The following is a 16,263-nucleotide window of genomic DNA, read 5'->3' on the forward strand; positions in this document are numbered from 1 at the left end:
CAGGCTATATTGTTGTATGGAATCTGAACAATAACTTCCACTATCGTTGCCATTATAATTTCTATTCTGGATACAAATATATATGAGTAATCAATTAGATGAACTGCGTAAATTCACAACTGTCGTTGCCGACACCGGAGACTTCCAAAGCATGCGTGAGCACCGTCCCACCGATGCCACCACCAACCCGTCTCTTATTCTGAAAGCCATTCAGAAAGACGCGTACCGCCCCCTGCTGGAGCAAACCATCCAGGATCATCCCAATGCCAGCACCCCAGAAACCCTGGATCACTTACTGGTAAGATTTGGCAAACAAATACTGGAGATTGTTCCGGGACGGGTTTCCACCGAAGTGGATGCCCGCCTTTCATTTGATACCCAGGCCACCATCGAGCGTGCCCGCCACCTGATTGCGCTTTACGAAAAAGAAGGCATTTCGCGTGATCGCATTCTGATCAAAATCGCCTCCACCTGGGAGGGCATCAATGCGGCACGCACCTTACAAAAAGAAGGCATCAAGTGCAATATGACTCTTCTTTTCTCGATGGCCCAGGCAGTCGCCTGCGCGGATGCCAAGGTGCAACTGATTTCACCCTTTGTAGGCCGTATTTACGATTGGTACAAAAGGAATGCGGGCAGCCAGTGGAATGAAGAAGCCAATGCCGGCATAAATGATCCGGGCGTCCAGTCGGTAACCCGTATTTACAATTATTTCAAGAAACACGATATCAAAACCGAAATCATGGGCGCCAGCTTCCGGAACAAGGGGCAAATTATTGCCCTGGCCGGCTGCGACCTGTTAACCATCAGCCCCGAATTGCTGGCAAACCTGGCACAAAGCCAGGAAGTGGTTCAGCCTGTACTGAATGCCAAGGAAGCCGGCCAGTTGGATATTGCCCCCATCAAAGCCAATGAGGTGGCCTTCCGTTTCATGCTGAACGAAGATGCCATGGGTACTGAAAAACTGGCCGAAGGCATTCGCGCTTTCGTGGCCGACTCGATCAAGCTTGACCGGATTATTGAACAGGCCCGCGCCTAAGTATTATTCGTGTACTTTTCTACCTTGCCGGGCACTCATTCAAGAGCTTCGACGCTCGATGAAAGCCCAGGCAATGGTGCCAGCATCAACGTATTCAAGCTCGCTGCCAGTGGGAATACCACGGGCAATTCTTGACACCTTCAGCCCCCTGCTTTTAAGCATTTCCGCCAGGTAATGGGCCGTGGTTTCGCCCTCGGCCGTAAAATTGGTGGCCAGGATAACCTCTTGTACCTTGCCATCACTGACACGCTCGAGTAATTTATCAAAACCCAGATCATCGGGCCCCACCCCTTCCAGGGGTTTGAGGCTTCCCATCAGCACAAAATACAGGCCACGGTAACCATGGCTGGCCTCTATCATGTTCTGGTCTGCCGGGGTTTCCACAATGCAAAGCAGACTGTCATCACGCTTGGGATTAAGACAGGTTTCACATATCTCATCCTGGGAAAACGAATGACAGCGTTTGCAGTGTCTTAAATGATTCACCGCATGCGACAGGGCAAAAGACAGCTGCTGCGCCCCTTTACGGTCGTGTTGCAGCAAATGGTACGCCATGCGCCGGGCACTTTTGACACCAACACCGGGCAATCTGCGCAAGGCATCCACCAGCGCAGATAGCGGCTCCGGTTCAGGCAAATGATCTTGCATCAGAATGGGAACTTCATTCCCGGTGGCAATGGCAGGCCAGCCGTTACGGAAGACATTTTTTCCTGGGCAGTGCTTTCAGCCTTGCGCAGGGCATCATTGAAAGCGGCCGCCACCAAATCTTCCAGCATGTCTTTTTCGTCTTCCAGCAAGGAAGGATCAATAACCACCCGTTTTACATCATTACGGCATGTCATGGTTACCTTGACCAGGCCACCACCGGAAGAGCCTTCAACCGTGATATCTGCCAGCGCTTCCTGGGCTTTTTTCATGTTGTCTTGCATTTGCTGGGCTTGCTTCATCAAGCCAGCCAATTGATTTTTCATCATGATGAATGATTTCCTGCTTCATTAATTAATGGGATCAGCCCGTATTTTAGTAGATTAAACCATAAAGATCATGATGATCAGCACGGTTTAATACTTTCGGGAACCACCTGGGCGTCAAACTCTTCAATCAGGGCATTAATAAACTCGCTTTCCCGCACGCCCTGCTCGGCCTTTTCCTGGCGGGCAGCCTGCTCGGCACGAATAGAGGCGTAAGCGGTTTCCTCTACATTTTCGGCATATTCAAACGAAACCTTTACCACCTGCCCGAAATATTCACTCAACACCGTATTCAATTTTGCTTTGGCACCCAGCTCGTTGGTGTTTTTCACCGGGATACGCAAGCGGATTTCATTCTCTTTCACGCCCAGCCATTCACTTTGCTTGGCAAACTCGGCCGCCACACCGCTTAAGGCCAACTCTTGCGACAAAACCGTCCAGTCATAAGGCGTCATTTGCTGAAGATTCCGATCGGGCAACTGGCCCTGATGGCTGGGTATCCAGGTAGCATCTTCCTGTTCAACCGGAAAAGACGCCATCTCGGGATCGGCCAGATCCATATCAGGGTCCGGGGGTATTGCCTGCGTAAAAGCCGCTTCATCATCAGGCTCGGACGCTGCCAGCATTTCCCACTCTGCCGGGATGTCTTCCCAGGCAGGAACAAAATCGTCAGCCGTTTTTTTTTCAGCCGTTTTCACCTTGTCATTATCATTGGCAGCGGTCTTCGCAACGGACGCCGCAACATCTGGAGCCGCCTCGTTGGAGGGAGCGTCTGAAGCCCCCTCTTGACTTGCTGGCATTGTGACTGTGGCAGGCTTTTCAGCGACAGACTTTTCAGTGGCCTGCTGCCCGGGTGACGGCATGGGTAATGCCATGGGTGACGACATGGCTGGCGCAGGCAAAGCAGCCATATCGACCGTGCTGACCAATGACAGCATTCTTAAACCGGTCATGACAAAACCGGCATATTCATCGGGTGCCAAAGACAACTCGTTACGGCCATGCACGGCAATACTGTAAAACAGCTGCAGGGTATCCGGATGAAACGCCCTGGCCAATGTCTGCATATCTTCATGCAAAGGGTCATCCGCCATGAGCGTGCCCGGCAAGCGCTGCTCTATCGCGATGCGCGAGAGCAAAACAGCCAGATCGGCCAGCGCACCTGAATAAGAAAACCCCCGCATCGACAACTCATTGGCCGTATCCATCACACCCTGTGCCGAACCCTGCAATAAAGCCTGCAAAAATCGCACCAGATATTTCTGGTCGATGGTGCCCAGCATTTCGCGAACGGCAGCATCGGTAATATTGGAAGAACTATAGGCGATGGCCTGATCAGTCAAGGACAGGGCATCACGCATGGAGCCGGCAGCCGCCTGGGCAATAAGACGCAAGCCACCCAGGTCAAAACGCACGTCTTCCTGCTCAAGGACATTTTGCAAATGCCCGACAATCGCCTCGGGTGGCATTTGTTTTAAATTGAATTGCAGGCAACGGGACAATACCGTAACGGGAATTTTTTGTGGATCGGTGGTGGCAAGTATAAACTTGACATGCGGCGGGGGCTCTTCAAGCGTTTTTAGCATGGCGTTAAACGCATGCCCCGTTAACATATGGACCTCGTCGATCATGTAGATCTTGAAACGACCGGCACTGGGCGCATACACGGCCTGTTCAAGCAACTGCGTCATTTCCTCAACGCGCCGGTTGGAGGCCGCGTCAAACTCAAGGTAGTCCACAAAACGGCCTTCGTCTATTTCAACGCAGGCACGACATTGACCGCAAGGCGTGGCGGTAATACCGGTTTCACAATTAAGGGACTTGGCAAGAATGCGTGACAGCGTGGTTTTACCCACCCCGCGAGTACCTGTAAACAGCCAGGCATGATGCAGACGCTGGGTATTAAGCGCATTGCTTAACGCCCTTACCACGTGCTCTTGGCCGACAAGGGTTTCGAAGGATCGGGGACGCCACTTACGGGCAAGAACAAGGTAGCTCATGAAATGATTGTAGCCCAGAAATGCAAACGTCACCCTGACGGTGACGACTGTTTTACTGAATATTTTTGTAGATGAGGGGTGAGCCTTACTCCGGCACTGAATCTAAACGGTTATGGCTGCTTCGTTCCCGACCTGACCAGTTTCGCCGCCGACCCATGCGAAGGGGCCCACCAAAAAGCATTGTAACAGCTTTCTGGATTATTACAATACAAAAATGCCAGCCGCCCCCAAACCGGATGAAAATTTAACGCCAGCGATAGCCTACGCCCACACCCGCACCAACGTCTCCACCTGAAGACCCCACCACAGAACCATTGAGCAACCACTTGCCGTTGTCAGTTGCGGCAGAGACACCAACGGCATAACCGGACTCACCCGACCAGGTACCGCCACCGACACCCACCACTTTTTCACCCGGCAAAACGGCCTGTGGCAAATTGGCTGCGGCAATCGCGGCAGCCGTACCTTCATCAGCCTTACGTTCGGTTTGACGGATCTTGCGATTGACATCATTAAACATTTCCGTAGCTTGACCCAGGTTTACGGCATCGGTGGGCCGACTGCCCGCAGCCACTCCGGAAACCATGCGAGGACCTTCGCTACCCGCCATGGACACTTCTTTTCCATTGGCTTGCTCACCTACGGAAATCGTACGGGTTTGATTATTTTGAGTGACCGCTACGGGTGAAGAATCAGGCACGGCCTCATAAACAGCCTGCATGGCTGCCATAATGGGACTAACCGCCTGCGCCACAGCAGGAACACTGCCCAAAACGGCAACCGCTGCCACCCCACAAACCATCCAATTGCGCAACACCGTGCTTTTGTTTTTTTCTGACTCTGTTTTTTTACATGCGGCATGAATAATCGGATTCATTGGTTCTCCAAAACTAAAAATTTAGTAAACAAAATTAACTGACAAGCATTATTCCCTTTTTTATAAAAAATGTTTTATATAAACCAAGACACTAACAACTTATTACATAATTACAACCAGGCAGAACAAAGAATAATCGCTTAACCGACCGGGCCTCTTACAAGGTCAGCCAACGGTTACCATCCAGCGCATAAATAACTGCCCGGGCAGGGCGTCCGTCCAACGCTGTCAAGCACTCACAATACTCCTGGAGCTGTTTACGGTACGTTTGCCGCAAGCGGTTTTCAAACACCTCATCAGACTCATGCTCATGTTTCAGTGCCGTTTTGTAATCAACCACCAACCAGCCATCGGGGCCGGAAACCGCCACGTCCACAATCAGCACCTTGCCATTGACATCCACCAGCTCCCATTCCTGACGGGCATTGGGCTGTTGCAGCAGCCATTGCCCTTTATCATGAGCCAGGCAATTCAGCAATAAAGATTGCACTCGTCCGGTTGCCTCACGGGCCTGTTGGGGACGCAGGCCTTCCTGGAGCAACTGACGCACAATAATATTTTCAGCCGACTGGATCCGCCCGGGTGTCCAGCCTTGTAATTGATCCTGCCCCATACGGGCCAGCCAGGCATGCACGACCGTACCGACATGCGCCTCATCACGCTCTTCAAAATGCCAGGCGCCCCCCTCATGGAAGGTCAGGTCTGTTGGTTTTTGGGGTTTTCCGGCTTGCGGGTGCAGGGTCTGCATCATGGCACCGGTAAAACGGGTTAGCGGCGGCCCCACCACCTCATATTGGCCATCTTCACCGCCCTGCCCGTTCTTGGCCTGTGACACAGGCAGATAAGGGGGTTTAACCGTAAAGAAAGTATCCATTAAAGGCTGCAACCGTGAAAACAGCGTGCTGGATGCGGCATTGAGCACTTCCCCGTCCCTGACCTGCAAGACCGCCACCAAATGCAGTCGTTGACACGCCCGTGTAGCGGCCACGTATAACAGGCGGTCAAGTTCATACTGGGTACGTTTTTTCTCACGCCCGGCCAGATAGACCGAAATCGGATCTTTTTCCTCGGATGCCCTGGGCTTGATAGGCCCCAGCAACAGGTGCCCCTCGGACTGTTCAAACCGAAGCAAGGGATCAGGGTTATTGCGTGGAACCCTGTTCAGGCCATACAAAATAACTTCCTGAAACTCCAGTCCCTTGGATTTATGCATGGTCATGATGGTCACCGCATTTTGCTCGTGAGAGGAAGCAGCATACAGGCGCTCAAGTTCACGATCAAGATCGGCAGGATTCAGGCCCCCATACGGAGCAAGGTTATCCAGCAAGCGCAGCACCGTCTGCACATCGTCGTGCTCACTTTCATGGTCATAAAAAACAAACCCGCCCAAAGCGCGCCAGACAGATTCCACATGCGCGGAAAAAGTAATCACATCATGTTCAAAAGGCCGATCAAGCAAGGCACGGGCCACGGGTAGTACACGAGCCCGCTCAGCATCCGATAAATCCAGCTCCCTGGCAAGCTCCGGATCATGACCGGAACCTGTCTCGGCCAGCATCTGCGCCAGCAACTGTGGCACGGGCATTTTCTGCTGCTCACCAAACAGGGTATCCAAGGTATTCAGGGTCAGTCCGCATAAAGGCGAACGCAGCAGTGAAAGCCAGGCCACACGGTCGGCCGGGTGCGACAGGGCTCGAATCAGCTGTACCAGATCAATCACCACCTGACGGTCTTTAAGCGGCTGAAAATCCACGGCCCGCACGGGAATACCTTCCAGAATCAGCCGGTGCATCAACTCATTCAGATGGGTACGTGCCCGCACCAGAATGGCCACAGGATCTTTTTTACCCGCATGTGTTTGCAAAGCCGTCCTGACCAATTCAATCACCCTGTCCTGAGCCGCTGTCTCTGCCATTTTCCGGCTTATTTCAATCGGTAACGGTTCTTCATCAGAGGCGGCCGCTTGCGGCAGGGTATGGGGCTCGAGCAAATGGGCGGGAATATGGCTACCATAATAAAACGGATGCATCAACACCGCCTCGGACTCGCCTGCCTCATTAAAAGCCACGGATGGCGTATATTTAATGGCCCCCAGAACGGGATTATCCCTGGCCGGAAATATCCGGGCAAAAGTTTGGTTCACCCACTCCACCACCCTCTGGCGGGAACGAAAATTTTCCGTCAACTTCAATACCGTCAGTGGCAAATCATTAATGCTTTCACGGGCCACTTTCAGAAACAGGCCCACTTCGGCTTTCCTGAAACGGTAGATCGATTGCATCGGGTCACCCACCAGAAACAGGGTGCGGCCTTCGTTGGCCAGCCAGCCTGACGTCAACTTGCGAATCAGGTCAATCTGCACCTGACTGGTATCCTGGAATTCATCGATCAGGATATGTTTGATCACGGCATCCAGCGACAGCAGCAATTCGGCCGGATTATCCACCGACCCCAAGGCTTGCCCTGCCCGCCAGGCGATTTCAATAAAATCCACTTCGCCTTCACTGGCAAACACCTGCTCAAGCTGTTGTGCAGCCAGTTTAAGACATTCCAGCAAATTGCCAATAATATGAATTTGCTGCGGTGTCATCAAGACATCAGGCAAATCGGTCAAATCATGCAGGGCTTGCGCCCACTCTTCCGAGTCGGTCCGTTGTGACTCCAGCCAGGCTTGCATGGCCTCCTTGTGCGCTGTCTTGGGGGGAAAGCCTTCGTTCTTGGTCAGGCGACTGCGCAACTGCCCTTTGCCCGTCAGCAACAGGCGGGCCAGCGCCTTCCAACGACCAATATCCGTGAAATAAGGTGACAGGGGGCTCCCATCCCAATCAAGCAACGGGTAATCATCATAATGACCGGCAGCCGGGTCGGCCAGGGTGCTGGCCGCCATGCGTGCGATGGGAGCCAAAGTGTCGGCCCAGCCCATAGGCATCAGCCCACTGACCCTGGCAATGTCTTCATCCATGGCCTGCGCAAGGGATTCCATCACCGCCTGCATGGCACCTGCCGGATCATTCACCACCTGCAGCCACTGATCCCTGAACCCCAGCATATCCACCAGCAAGGCTTCGGCAGGCTGTAAATCCACATCCAGATGCGCCACCAATGCCTGTACACATTCGGTGCTGTCAATCAGGGCCAGTGTTTTACGTGCCGCCTTGCCATACAGGGTCCGGGCATCTTCGGTCACCGAAGGCATACCCCCCATACCCGACAACCAGGGCATGGATCTCACCAGCGAAGCACAAAAAGAGTCAATCGTTTTAATGCTCAGACGTGCCGGATGCGCCAGCAAATTCCAGCCCTTTTCCTGATCGCGCTGCAAGGCTGCCCGGGCCAGCTGCCAGCTTTTTTTCTGATGCGCCGATTCCGGCTCTTCTTGCTGCAAACCCAAAGCCAGTTTTTTCAACACCCGCGCATGCATTTCCGAGGCCGCCTTGCGGGTAAAGGTAATGGCCAGGATTTCCTCGGGCCGGTTCACCGTGGCCAGCAAGGCCAGGATCCGGTCTGTCAACAATTCTGTCTTGCCGGAACCGGCCGGTGCCTGGATCAGAAACGACTCGTCGGGTTTGATGGCCCGGGCACGGGCCCGATGATCACTGGGCAAACGCGTTGCCGACGGATTGGGCGAATACGCCTGAACCTGTAAGGATTGATCTGCTGCCATCGTTTCACTCATCTTCACTTTCCTGCGCCAGCCTTAAAAAGGGTTTGACATCACAATATTCCAAATCGCTTTCCCGCCAGGCCCGGTTGATGGCCTTCCCGGCAGAAAAATCTTCTGCCAATCGCGCCATGACCGTTTGCCAGCGTTGCAGCAAATCATCCCAGGATACGGCTGGCTCCCAACTGCTGCGATCATCCAGGGCATCAACGCCCAGGTCTTCATTGGCAATACCCTTGAGTTCGATCTGACGCGCATTCAAACGGGCAAACAGCAAGCCGGCCACCGGATTGCCCTTGCCCGCCCCCATAACCGCGGCATAAAAAGGCAGCTGCAAATTAACGGGCACCTCTCGTGACCAATCCTGTTTGAAAGCCGGCGTACTGCCTGACTTATAATCAATAATCACCTGCTGGCCATCGGCCAGGGTATCCACCCGGTCCATGCGTAATGACAGCCTGACCTGCGCATGCTGCCACTTCACATCCTGCTCGAGCTGTTGCACGACAAACGGTTCACGCCTGAGCTCGATCTGCAAAAAATCCATCACAATCCGACGGGCGCGGTCTTTTTCCATTTGCACAACAGCAGCATAATCATGCTTGAGTTCCTGATCGGCAGCCAATTCCACGCACTCATTCACAAAACCCTCAAGCGAGCCGTCTTCAAACTTTTCAACCAGCCGTTCCCAGTCTTGCAACATGCCCCACACCAGCTCCATGACTTTATGCAGAAAAACACCCCGCACCCGCTGGCTGACCGCCTGCGGATAATCCTTCAACTCACGCGCCCCCAAACGGTAACGGGCAAACGCCCACAGCGGGTTGCGTGCCTGGGTTTCCAGCACATCCATGCCACCACTAACGGAGCGCTTGCCCGAAAGCGCAGGCGCCTGGTGATCGGATAAGACCTCAATATCACGACGGGGTTCTTCGCCTTTTGCACTGACACATAAAGTTTCAGCCTCAAATAATGGAATATTTTCCAATAATGATGAGGCCCTGAGTTCTTTTTCACCCTCCATCAGGGGCCAGCTTAAACGGACTTGAGGCGCACATTGCCGCAAGGCATGAAACAGCTCATCTGCCCAGGCTTTTTCCCGCTCAGGCGTGGCGCGTGGTGCATTGACCCTGCGCAGCGCGTTGACCGGCAAAAAAGGATTGGGACTTGGGCTGGCAGGCAGGACCTCGTCGGTCAGGCCAAGAATCCATACGGCATCCCAACGGCCGCCCTCTGCCTCCAGAAAACCCAGCACATCAAGCCGTGCCTTTTTATCCCGTTGCGGCTGAAAAGCCGATTGACGTGCCAATCTGTGCAACAAGGCACAGGCACCGGTGGCATCCAGAAGCCCGCCCACCTCATATAAGGCAGAGAAACGAACCAGCAATTTTTCAAAAGCCTGACACACCTGAAAATTGGCGCTAGTCAGTGTTGCCGGACCAGGAAACCCGAAACTCACCAGACATTCACGAATACGCTGTGCCCATTGGTCGGTGCTGGCACGCGTGTACTTGCCCTGAAAAGGCTGACACCAGTGTTGATAAACCTCCTTGAACTTCAAGGACGCTGCCGTATCCAGCTCTTCAAACATGGCCAACACAACCGCCTCGGGAACCGTAATGTCTTCTTTCTGACGCAGCTGGGCATCGTATTGTGCCATGGCCGCCAACACCGAAGGCCTGGCGGCACAATGCCCTGCGAGCAAGGCCGCCCCCAGCACCTGTACCTCGCATTGCCCGCGACTGCCCAGCTGCGCCAGCAGCCTCAGCCAGGCGAAGGCCGCCCGCACGGGCGCCCACTCGGTTAGAGGACGGCCAACCGCCACGTTCCAGCTTAACCCATGGCGACCCAGGTTTTGCGTTAACAAACGTCTGGCCAATGGGGCTTTGGCTTCCAGATCCGGTGCCACAATGGCATACGTCCCCTGAGGGTTATCCTGCAGGGCCTGTCGTGCCCATTCAATCGCCGCTTCCCATTCTGCAGCCGTATCTCCCAACGCTGTCTTGCCAACATCACTGGCGCTGGCCGACTTTTCAGCCAGCACATACAGATTGGTCCCATTCGCCTGGCAAGCCTTTAACAGCCTGCCCAAACGGGGGGAGCACTCCGCAAACCCCAGCAAAACAATCTGCTTGGGCAAACTCAGGTTTTCATGATTTTCGAGTGCACGAATCAGACTTTCCTGCATCAGACAATCGTCTTCCGCATCCATCCGGGACAGGCGATGCAGGTAAGCCTGTTGCCATTGCCTGAACCGCTCGTACTCTTGCGTGCTTTCATCCTCCCTGACCTGAATATGCCAGTCGGCACACAAATGATGGGCATCAGAAGCCATTTTTGCCGTTTGCTGCAAATCCAGTAAGCGTCCCGCCCCTTCTTCCTGCTCAATAACCGATTCCCACACCAATTGCTCGGCAAAACGGTCCAGTGCAATGGCCGGCACATGACTTTGAGTACTGAATAAACGATCATCATGCAAGGCACGAAGCCATCGGCCCAGCGGCATAATCCGGGGTAATTCAACAATACTGGCAGAAGGACCCATATGCTGGATCAGCCACTGTTTCAAACGCAATGCCTGCCGGTTGTTAACGGTCAGCACCAGTTGCTGACGGGCATCTGCCGCCACCAGCCCATCGATGGACAGCGCCGGCAAGGCGGAAATCATAAACTCAGGTGAAGCGGCAGTCATAAGCCTCCATTCAAGATAGAAAACATCATTTGACAGCAATAATGATACTTGATTGGGCGTAACTTCACTGACAAATAATACAAATCACAGGCCATGCATCGGGCATTAACAAGGCTGTGTTTTGAACATTCACATAAACGGCAATGTTACCCGCACCTCTGCGGTTAACTTTTGCACGCCATGCTGGTTGCAAACGCTCAAATCCATCACAAGCAACTGACCGGTTTCTGTCTGCTCCACCTGACTGACAGTGCCGGTACATACCGGCTGCTCTGCCAACTGCATGACGCTGACAAAGCGCACCTTGATATTGTCCAGATATTCTTGCCGCACAATGCGTGAAAGACACTGCTGCATGAAGGCAAAGGTAAACATGCCATGCACAAACACATCATCAAAACCGGCGGCTTGCGCATAATCACTGTCTATATGCAATGGGTTATGGTCGCCCGAAGCCCCCGCAAACAGGGCCAGTGCCGCGCGACTGAAGGGCTCCCCCTGCCATAGCGGCAAGCGATCACCCACCTTGCAATGTCTTAACTCAAACCCTGAATTGCTCATGATTTCCGATTTTCCACAAATACCGATCTTAAATCGGCAACATGTTTGCCATCCTGGTTTTCCACCCGCGTGTAACGGTCAAGAAAATACAGGGTGCCGTTTTTTTTGCTGTAGACATCAGCCACCCGGGAAGTAAACGTTAATACATCACCGGCAAAACACTGGCCATGGCACATGAATTCCTGCGAGGCATGCAATGTTTTACCGGCATCCAGACCCACCTGGGTAAACCAGGCATAGGGGTCTTCCCTGTTCATTTCCAGACCGAACAACAGCCCCACGGGCACCACGACCGACGGATACCCCTGCGCTTTGGCATAAACCTCATCAAAGAACAAACGCTCGGTCTGCCCGGTGACTTTCGCATAAAACTGCACCTGGAACAGGGAAACCGGCACCTGGTGAGACCCCAATTCCTTACCGATCAACCCCGCTTCAGGCATATTGACTCCTTATGTTCAACGCTTTGTTACCAAGTGGCATTTGGATTCTGACAAAGGAAGGTTGGCATCTTCAGCTGAAATAACGCCCTTGATATGGTAATAATCCCAGGGTCTTGTTGATTCGCCCGGTTTTTTCACTTCCAGCAAAAGCATATCATGAGCAAATTTGCCATCCTCCCTGATCTTGCCCTTGAACAGGCCATCATCAATTTCTTTAGACTTCAAATACGCCATGACCTTGTCGGCATCGTCAGTACCGGTTTGCTTGATGGCATCCAGATAATTGATCACTGATGAATACACCCCAGCCTGCCCCATACTAGGCATTTTGTTGGTTTTGGCATAATAGCGCTCTGACCAGTCACGGGTTTTGTCATCGCGATCCCAATAGAAACCTTCTGTCAGCATCAGGCCCTGTGCCGCATCCAGCCCCAACGCATGAATATCATTAATGAACATGACCATGGGTAAAATGCTTTGCTTTGACTGTGTGATGCCAAATTCGGCCGCCTGCTTGACTGCGGTAATCGTGTCCTGGCCGCCATTAGCCAGGGCAATGACATCGGCATTGGACTGTTGGGCATTCAACAAATAAGAAGAAAAATCGGTTGAGTTCAGCGGGTGCCTGGAAGACCCCACAATCTTGCCATTGTTTTTTTCGATCACCTTGCCAGCGGCATCCATCATGGCACCGCCAAAGGTGTAGTTCACCGTAATAAAATACCAATTCTTCTTGCCTGAATCCAGCACGTGCTTGGCCGTCCCATTGGACAGCGAATACGTGTCATACACCCAATGCACGGTATTCTTATTGCATTGCTCGTTAGTCAACGGCAAGGACGCAGCTCCGGACACCAGCGCAACCCGATTCTTGTCCGCGGCAATTTTACTGACTGCCAAGGCAATATTAGAGGTGACCAGTTCGGTAATCACATCCACCTTGTCCACATCAAACCATGCGTTGGCCCTGGCCATGCCAATATCCACTTTGTTCTGGTGATCGGCACTGACCAGCTCGATGGGGGTCTTGAAATCCGGGTTCGCCTTCTGGAAATCCTCAATCGCCATTTGTGCCGCGGTGACGGCTCCGGCACCGCTAAAGTCCGAATAAGGACCACTCATATCCGTCAGCACCCCTACCTTGACCAGATTGTCACTGATTTTTGGCTCGGCAGCCTGTACTGCCGGCAATGCCGCCATAGCTAAAGACAGGCCCACACCGGCCTTTGCCACCTTACCTAAAATGCACATCCCTTCTTTTTTCATCATTGTCTCCATTTATGTAAATATATTTACTTATAAAGACGAATTATGCCGATTTTTAAAAATTAATAAAGCAATTGCTTATAGGGACTTTCCCTTCCCTGCCTGACAAAACGAAAAAAGGGCATATAAGAAAACTTATATGCCCTTTGGGTTCATCTTATTTAATTTTTAATTAAATAATCATTTGGAAGGTGAAGACAACAGCTCTTGTGCCTGCTTTCTTAATTCATATTTCTGGATTTTACCGGTCGCTGTTTTTTGCAGCTCACCAAATATGATTTTTTTAGGCACTTTGAAACGGGCCAGATTCTCACGGCAATAATCCAGGATTTCGTCTTCCTGAACTTGTGCACCCTCTTTCAGCTCGACAAAGGCAACCGGAATTTCTCCCCATTTCTCATCGCCAAGCGCCACCACCGCGCAGTTGGCCACACCGGGATATTTATACAGCACATCTTCCACTTCGATACTGGAAATGTTCTCGCCACCTGAAATAATGATGTCTTTGCTGCGGTCCTTGATTTGTACATAACCGTCTTCATGCATGACACCCAAATCGCCCGTATGGAACCAGCCGCCTTCGAAGGCTTCCTGGGTGGCATGCGGATTTTTAAGATAACCCTTCATGACAATATTACCCCGGAACATCAGCTCGCCCATTGATTGGCCATCAGCCTTGATGTCTTCCATGGTGGACGGATTTTTAACGCTTAAACCAGCCTGCAGGTGATAACGCACACCCTGACGGGATTTGAGCCTGGCTCGATCTTCTATGCTTAACGCTTGCCAGCTGTCGTGCTCGACACAAACCGATGCAGGGCCATAGACTTCGGTAAGGCCGTAAACATGAGTGATATCAAAACCCATTTTTTCCATGCTGGCCAACACGGCCTCTGGAGGTGCCGCACCGGCAATTAAACCCTTGACGGTATGATCAATGCCTTTTTTCAATTCATCGGGCGCATTGGCCAGGGCCGAATGCACCACGGGGGCGGCACAGTAATGGGTAACTTTTTCATCACGGATCAAATCAAGGCAAACCTTGGCATCAAACTTGCGCAGGCAGACATTCACCCCGGCACGCGCAGCGATTGTCCAGGCAAAGCACCAGCCATTGCAGTGAAACAGGGGCAAAGTCCACATATAAACGGGGTGCTTGCCCATATCCCATTCTAAAATGTTTGACATTGCATTAAGGGCCGCCCCACGATGATGGTAAACCACCCCTTTGGGGTTGCCCGTGGTGCCCGACGTATAGTTAAGGGCGATGGCATCCCATTCATCTTCAGGCATTTGCCAATTATTGAGATCTTTGGCAGAAGCCAGGAAAGATTCATAATCAAGTTCGGCAAACGGCTGGATATTTTGCGGACCCAGGGCATCATTAACCTGAACAATAGTAAGATGGGGCAGTTTACGACGGATTTGAGGAATGTGGGCCTCGAACTCGCTGTCTACCAGCAGCACCTCGGCCTCACCGTGTTCGAGGCAGAAAATAAGACTGTCTGTATCTAAGCGCACATTTAGCGAACAAAGCACACCCCCCGACATGGGCACCCCAAAATGGGCCTCTACCATGGCAGGCGTATTATGCAGCAAAACCGCAACCGTGGAATTGCGCTTTACACCCAACTGGCGCAGCGCCGCCGCCAACTGCTTGCAGCGACGGTTGGTTTCAGCCCAGTTTTGTCGGATAGGCCCATGAACGATTGCCAGACGGTCACCATATACACTGGCGGCGCGTTGCAGGTAATCAATAGGGGTTAAGGGTGCATAATTGGCCTGGTTACGCTGAAGGCCCGTATCAAAATCAGCCATTGTGTCTCCTGTTGGCTATTCATTAATTTATACAAGATGTTACCAGAAAGATTAACAAATAAACCTCGAATAGATCAATATATTGGCGATTATTTTTACCTATTCAAACACCGTAACACCTTGATAACTGCTATTGCGTCAACTTTCATAATTATGTGACCCAAAAAATAACGCATCCGCTTGCAAACCCGCCACAATTGACCTAAAGTTGTCTAAAATGCCAGATTTGTTTCTTTAACTCAGGCACTATCACTTCATGAACACGGCACAAATCCAACTTCTGCGAGACGCAGCCAGGCAGGCTGATACTGGCAAGCACTGGATTGCCACGGCCAAATTCCTGGACATCGCCAATCCCAAGATCATTGCCGATTTATGCGATGAAGTGCTTACCTTGCGGGCCGGGTACAACAAAACCCCCAGCATCATGCCCTCCAAAAATGCACTGGAAGAGGTTTTCCAAATGGAATGCCCCAACCCTTCCTGCGATAAAACCAAAGACGGCTATGCCATTCGCTACGCCGGACAAACCTACGACCCCAACAAGGCAGAAGCAGCCCCAGGTGTTGCCTGGACCGCACAGGAAATGGCCATTTTCAAGGCCCGCCAGGACGGCAGCATTACAGAACTGCTAAGCCGCCTGGAAAACATGGCGCACATTCCCACCTGGTACCTGACGGTGGAAGCCGGCAGAAGAAAAGGTTACGAAGGCACACTGATTTTCAAATACAGCAGGGAAGCCCCCAACCGGGCACAGCAGCTGACGTTTCTGGATTGAGGTTGAAGGTAGTTTACTACTCGTTGTGTTAATGCTTGTGCTCGTGTGCTCGTTCCCACGCTCCAGTGAAGTGACCCCTAAAAGTTGAATGGGTGTCCAACTTTTTGGGATCACTTTACTCCTGCGTGGGAATGCATAAGACCAACCAACTGGTTAC

General features: G+C 52.2%; 12 protein-coding genes and 1 other RNA gene. 2 read left to right on the forward strand and 11 right to left on the reverse strand.

The window, feature by feature from the left end; translation table 11 throughout:
- Positions 1-82 precede the first annotated feature (82 nt).
- Positions 83-1,039, forward strand: a complete 957-nt coding sequence (tal, locus tag KU392_RS07495) for a transaldolase (RefSeq protein WP_169295252.1) — start codon at positions 83-85, stop codon at positions 1,037-1,039.
- A gap of 39 nt (positions 1,040-1,078) precedes the next feature.
- Here tal and recR read toward each other — a convergent pair whose 3' ends face one another.
- The 11 genes from recR to KU392_RS07550 form a co-directional block, all read right to left on the reverse strand.
- Positions 1,079-1,687: a recombination mediator RecR gene (gene recR / locus KU392_RS07500; protein ID WP_169295253.1), complete on the reverse strand. Its 609-nt coding sequence runs from the start codon at positions 1,685-1,687 to the stop codon at positions 1,079-1,081.
- Positions 1,687-2,013: a YbaB/EbfC family nucleoid-associated protein gene (locus KU392_RS07505; protein WP_169295254.1), complete on the reverse strand. Its 327-nt coding sequence runs from the start codon at positions 2,011-2,013 to the stop codon at positions 1,687-1,689. Before KU392_RS07505 ends, recR begins: the two co-directional genes overlap by 1 nt.
- Before the next feature lie 77 nt (positions 2,014-2,090).
- The gene (gene dnaX / locus KU392_RS07510; protein ID WP_217734988.1) at positions 2,091-4,010 is read right to left on the reverse strand and encodes a DNA polymerase III subunit gamma/tau; all 1,920 of its coding nucleotides are present in this window, start codon (positions 4,008-4,010) and stop codon (positions 2,091-2,093) included.
- A gap of 74 nt (positions 4,011-4,084) precedes the next feature.
- Positions 4,085-4,182: signal recognition particle sRNA small type (gene ffs / locus KU392_RS07515), an RNA gene on the reverse strand.
- A 72-nt stretch (positions 4,183-4,254) separates the two neighbouring features.
- Entirely contained in the window at positions 4,255-4,887 is a 633-nt protein-coding gene (locus KU392_RS07520; protein ID WP_169295256.1) for a YadA-like family protein, read from the reverse strand.
- Positions 4,888-5,044: 157 nt separating this feature from the next.
- Positions 5,045-8,563: a UvrD-helicase domain-containing protein gene (locus tag KU392_RS07525; protein ID WP_425514652.1), complete on the reverse strand. Its 3,519-nt coding sequence runs from the start codon at positions 8,561-8,563 to the stop codon at positions 5,045-5,047.
- Positions 8,556-11,240, reverse strand: a complete 2,685-nt coding sequence (locus tag KU392_RS07530) for a PD-(D/E)XK nuclease family protein (RefSeq protein WP_217734989.1) — start codon at positions 11,238-11,240, stop codon at positions 8,556-8,558. Before KU392_RS07530 ends, KU392_RS07525 begins: the two co-directional genes overlap by 8 nt.
- Before the next feature lie 129 nt (positions 11,241-11,369).
- A complete protein-coding gene (locus tag KU392_RS07535; protein WP_169295257.1) occupies positions 11,370-11,801 on the reverse strand; it encodes a MaoC/PaaZ C-terminal domain-containing protein in 432 nt (143 codons plus the stop codon).
- Positions 11,798-12,244, reverse strand: a complete 447-nt coding sequence (locus tag KU392_RS07540; RefSeq protein ID WP_217734990.1) for an FAS1-like dehydratase domain-containing protein — start codon at positions 12,242-12,244, stop codon at positions 11,798-11,800. Before KU392_RS07540 ends, KU392_RS07535 begins: the two co-directional genes overlap by 4 nt.
- 15 nt (positions 12,245-12,259) lie before the next feature.
- Complete coding sequence (locus KU392_RS07545) at positions 12,260-13,513, reverse strand: ABC transporter substrate-binding protein (protein ID WP_246587364.1); 1,254 nt, start codon at positions 13,511-13,513, stop codon at positions 12,260-12,262.
- A 177-nt stretch (positions 13,514-13,690) separates the two neighbouring features.
- Entirely contained in the window at positions 13,691-15,328 is a 1,638-nt protein-coding gene (locus tag KU392_RS07550; protein WP_217734991.1) for an acyl-CoA synthetase, read from the reverse strand.
- Positions 15,329-15,584: 256 nt separating this feature from the next.
- Here KU392_RS07550 and KU392_RS07555 point away from each other — a divergent pair, with 256 nt between their 5' ends.
- Positions 15,585-16,106 carry a hypothetical protein gene (locus KU392_RS07555; protein ID WP_217734992.1) on the forward strand — a complete coding sequence of 174 codons (522 nt, stop codon included), beginning with the start codon at positions 15,585-15,587 and terminating at the stop codon, positions 16,104-16,106.
- Positions 16,107-16,263 lie beyond the last annotated feature (157 nt).

Origin of the sequence: Advenella alkanexedens (assembly GCF_019132845.1) — a bacterium.
In the GTDB taxonomy this organism is placed as follows: domain Bacteria; phylum Pseudomonadota; class Gammaproteobacteria; order Burkholderiales; family Burkholderiaceae_B; genus Advenella; species Advenella alkanexedens.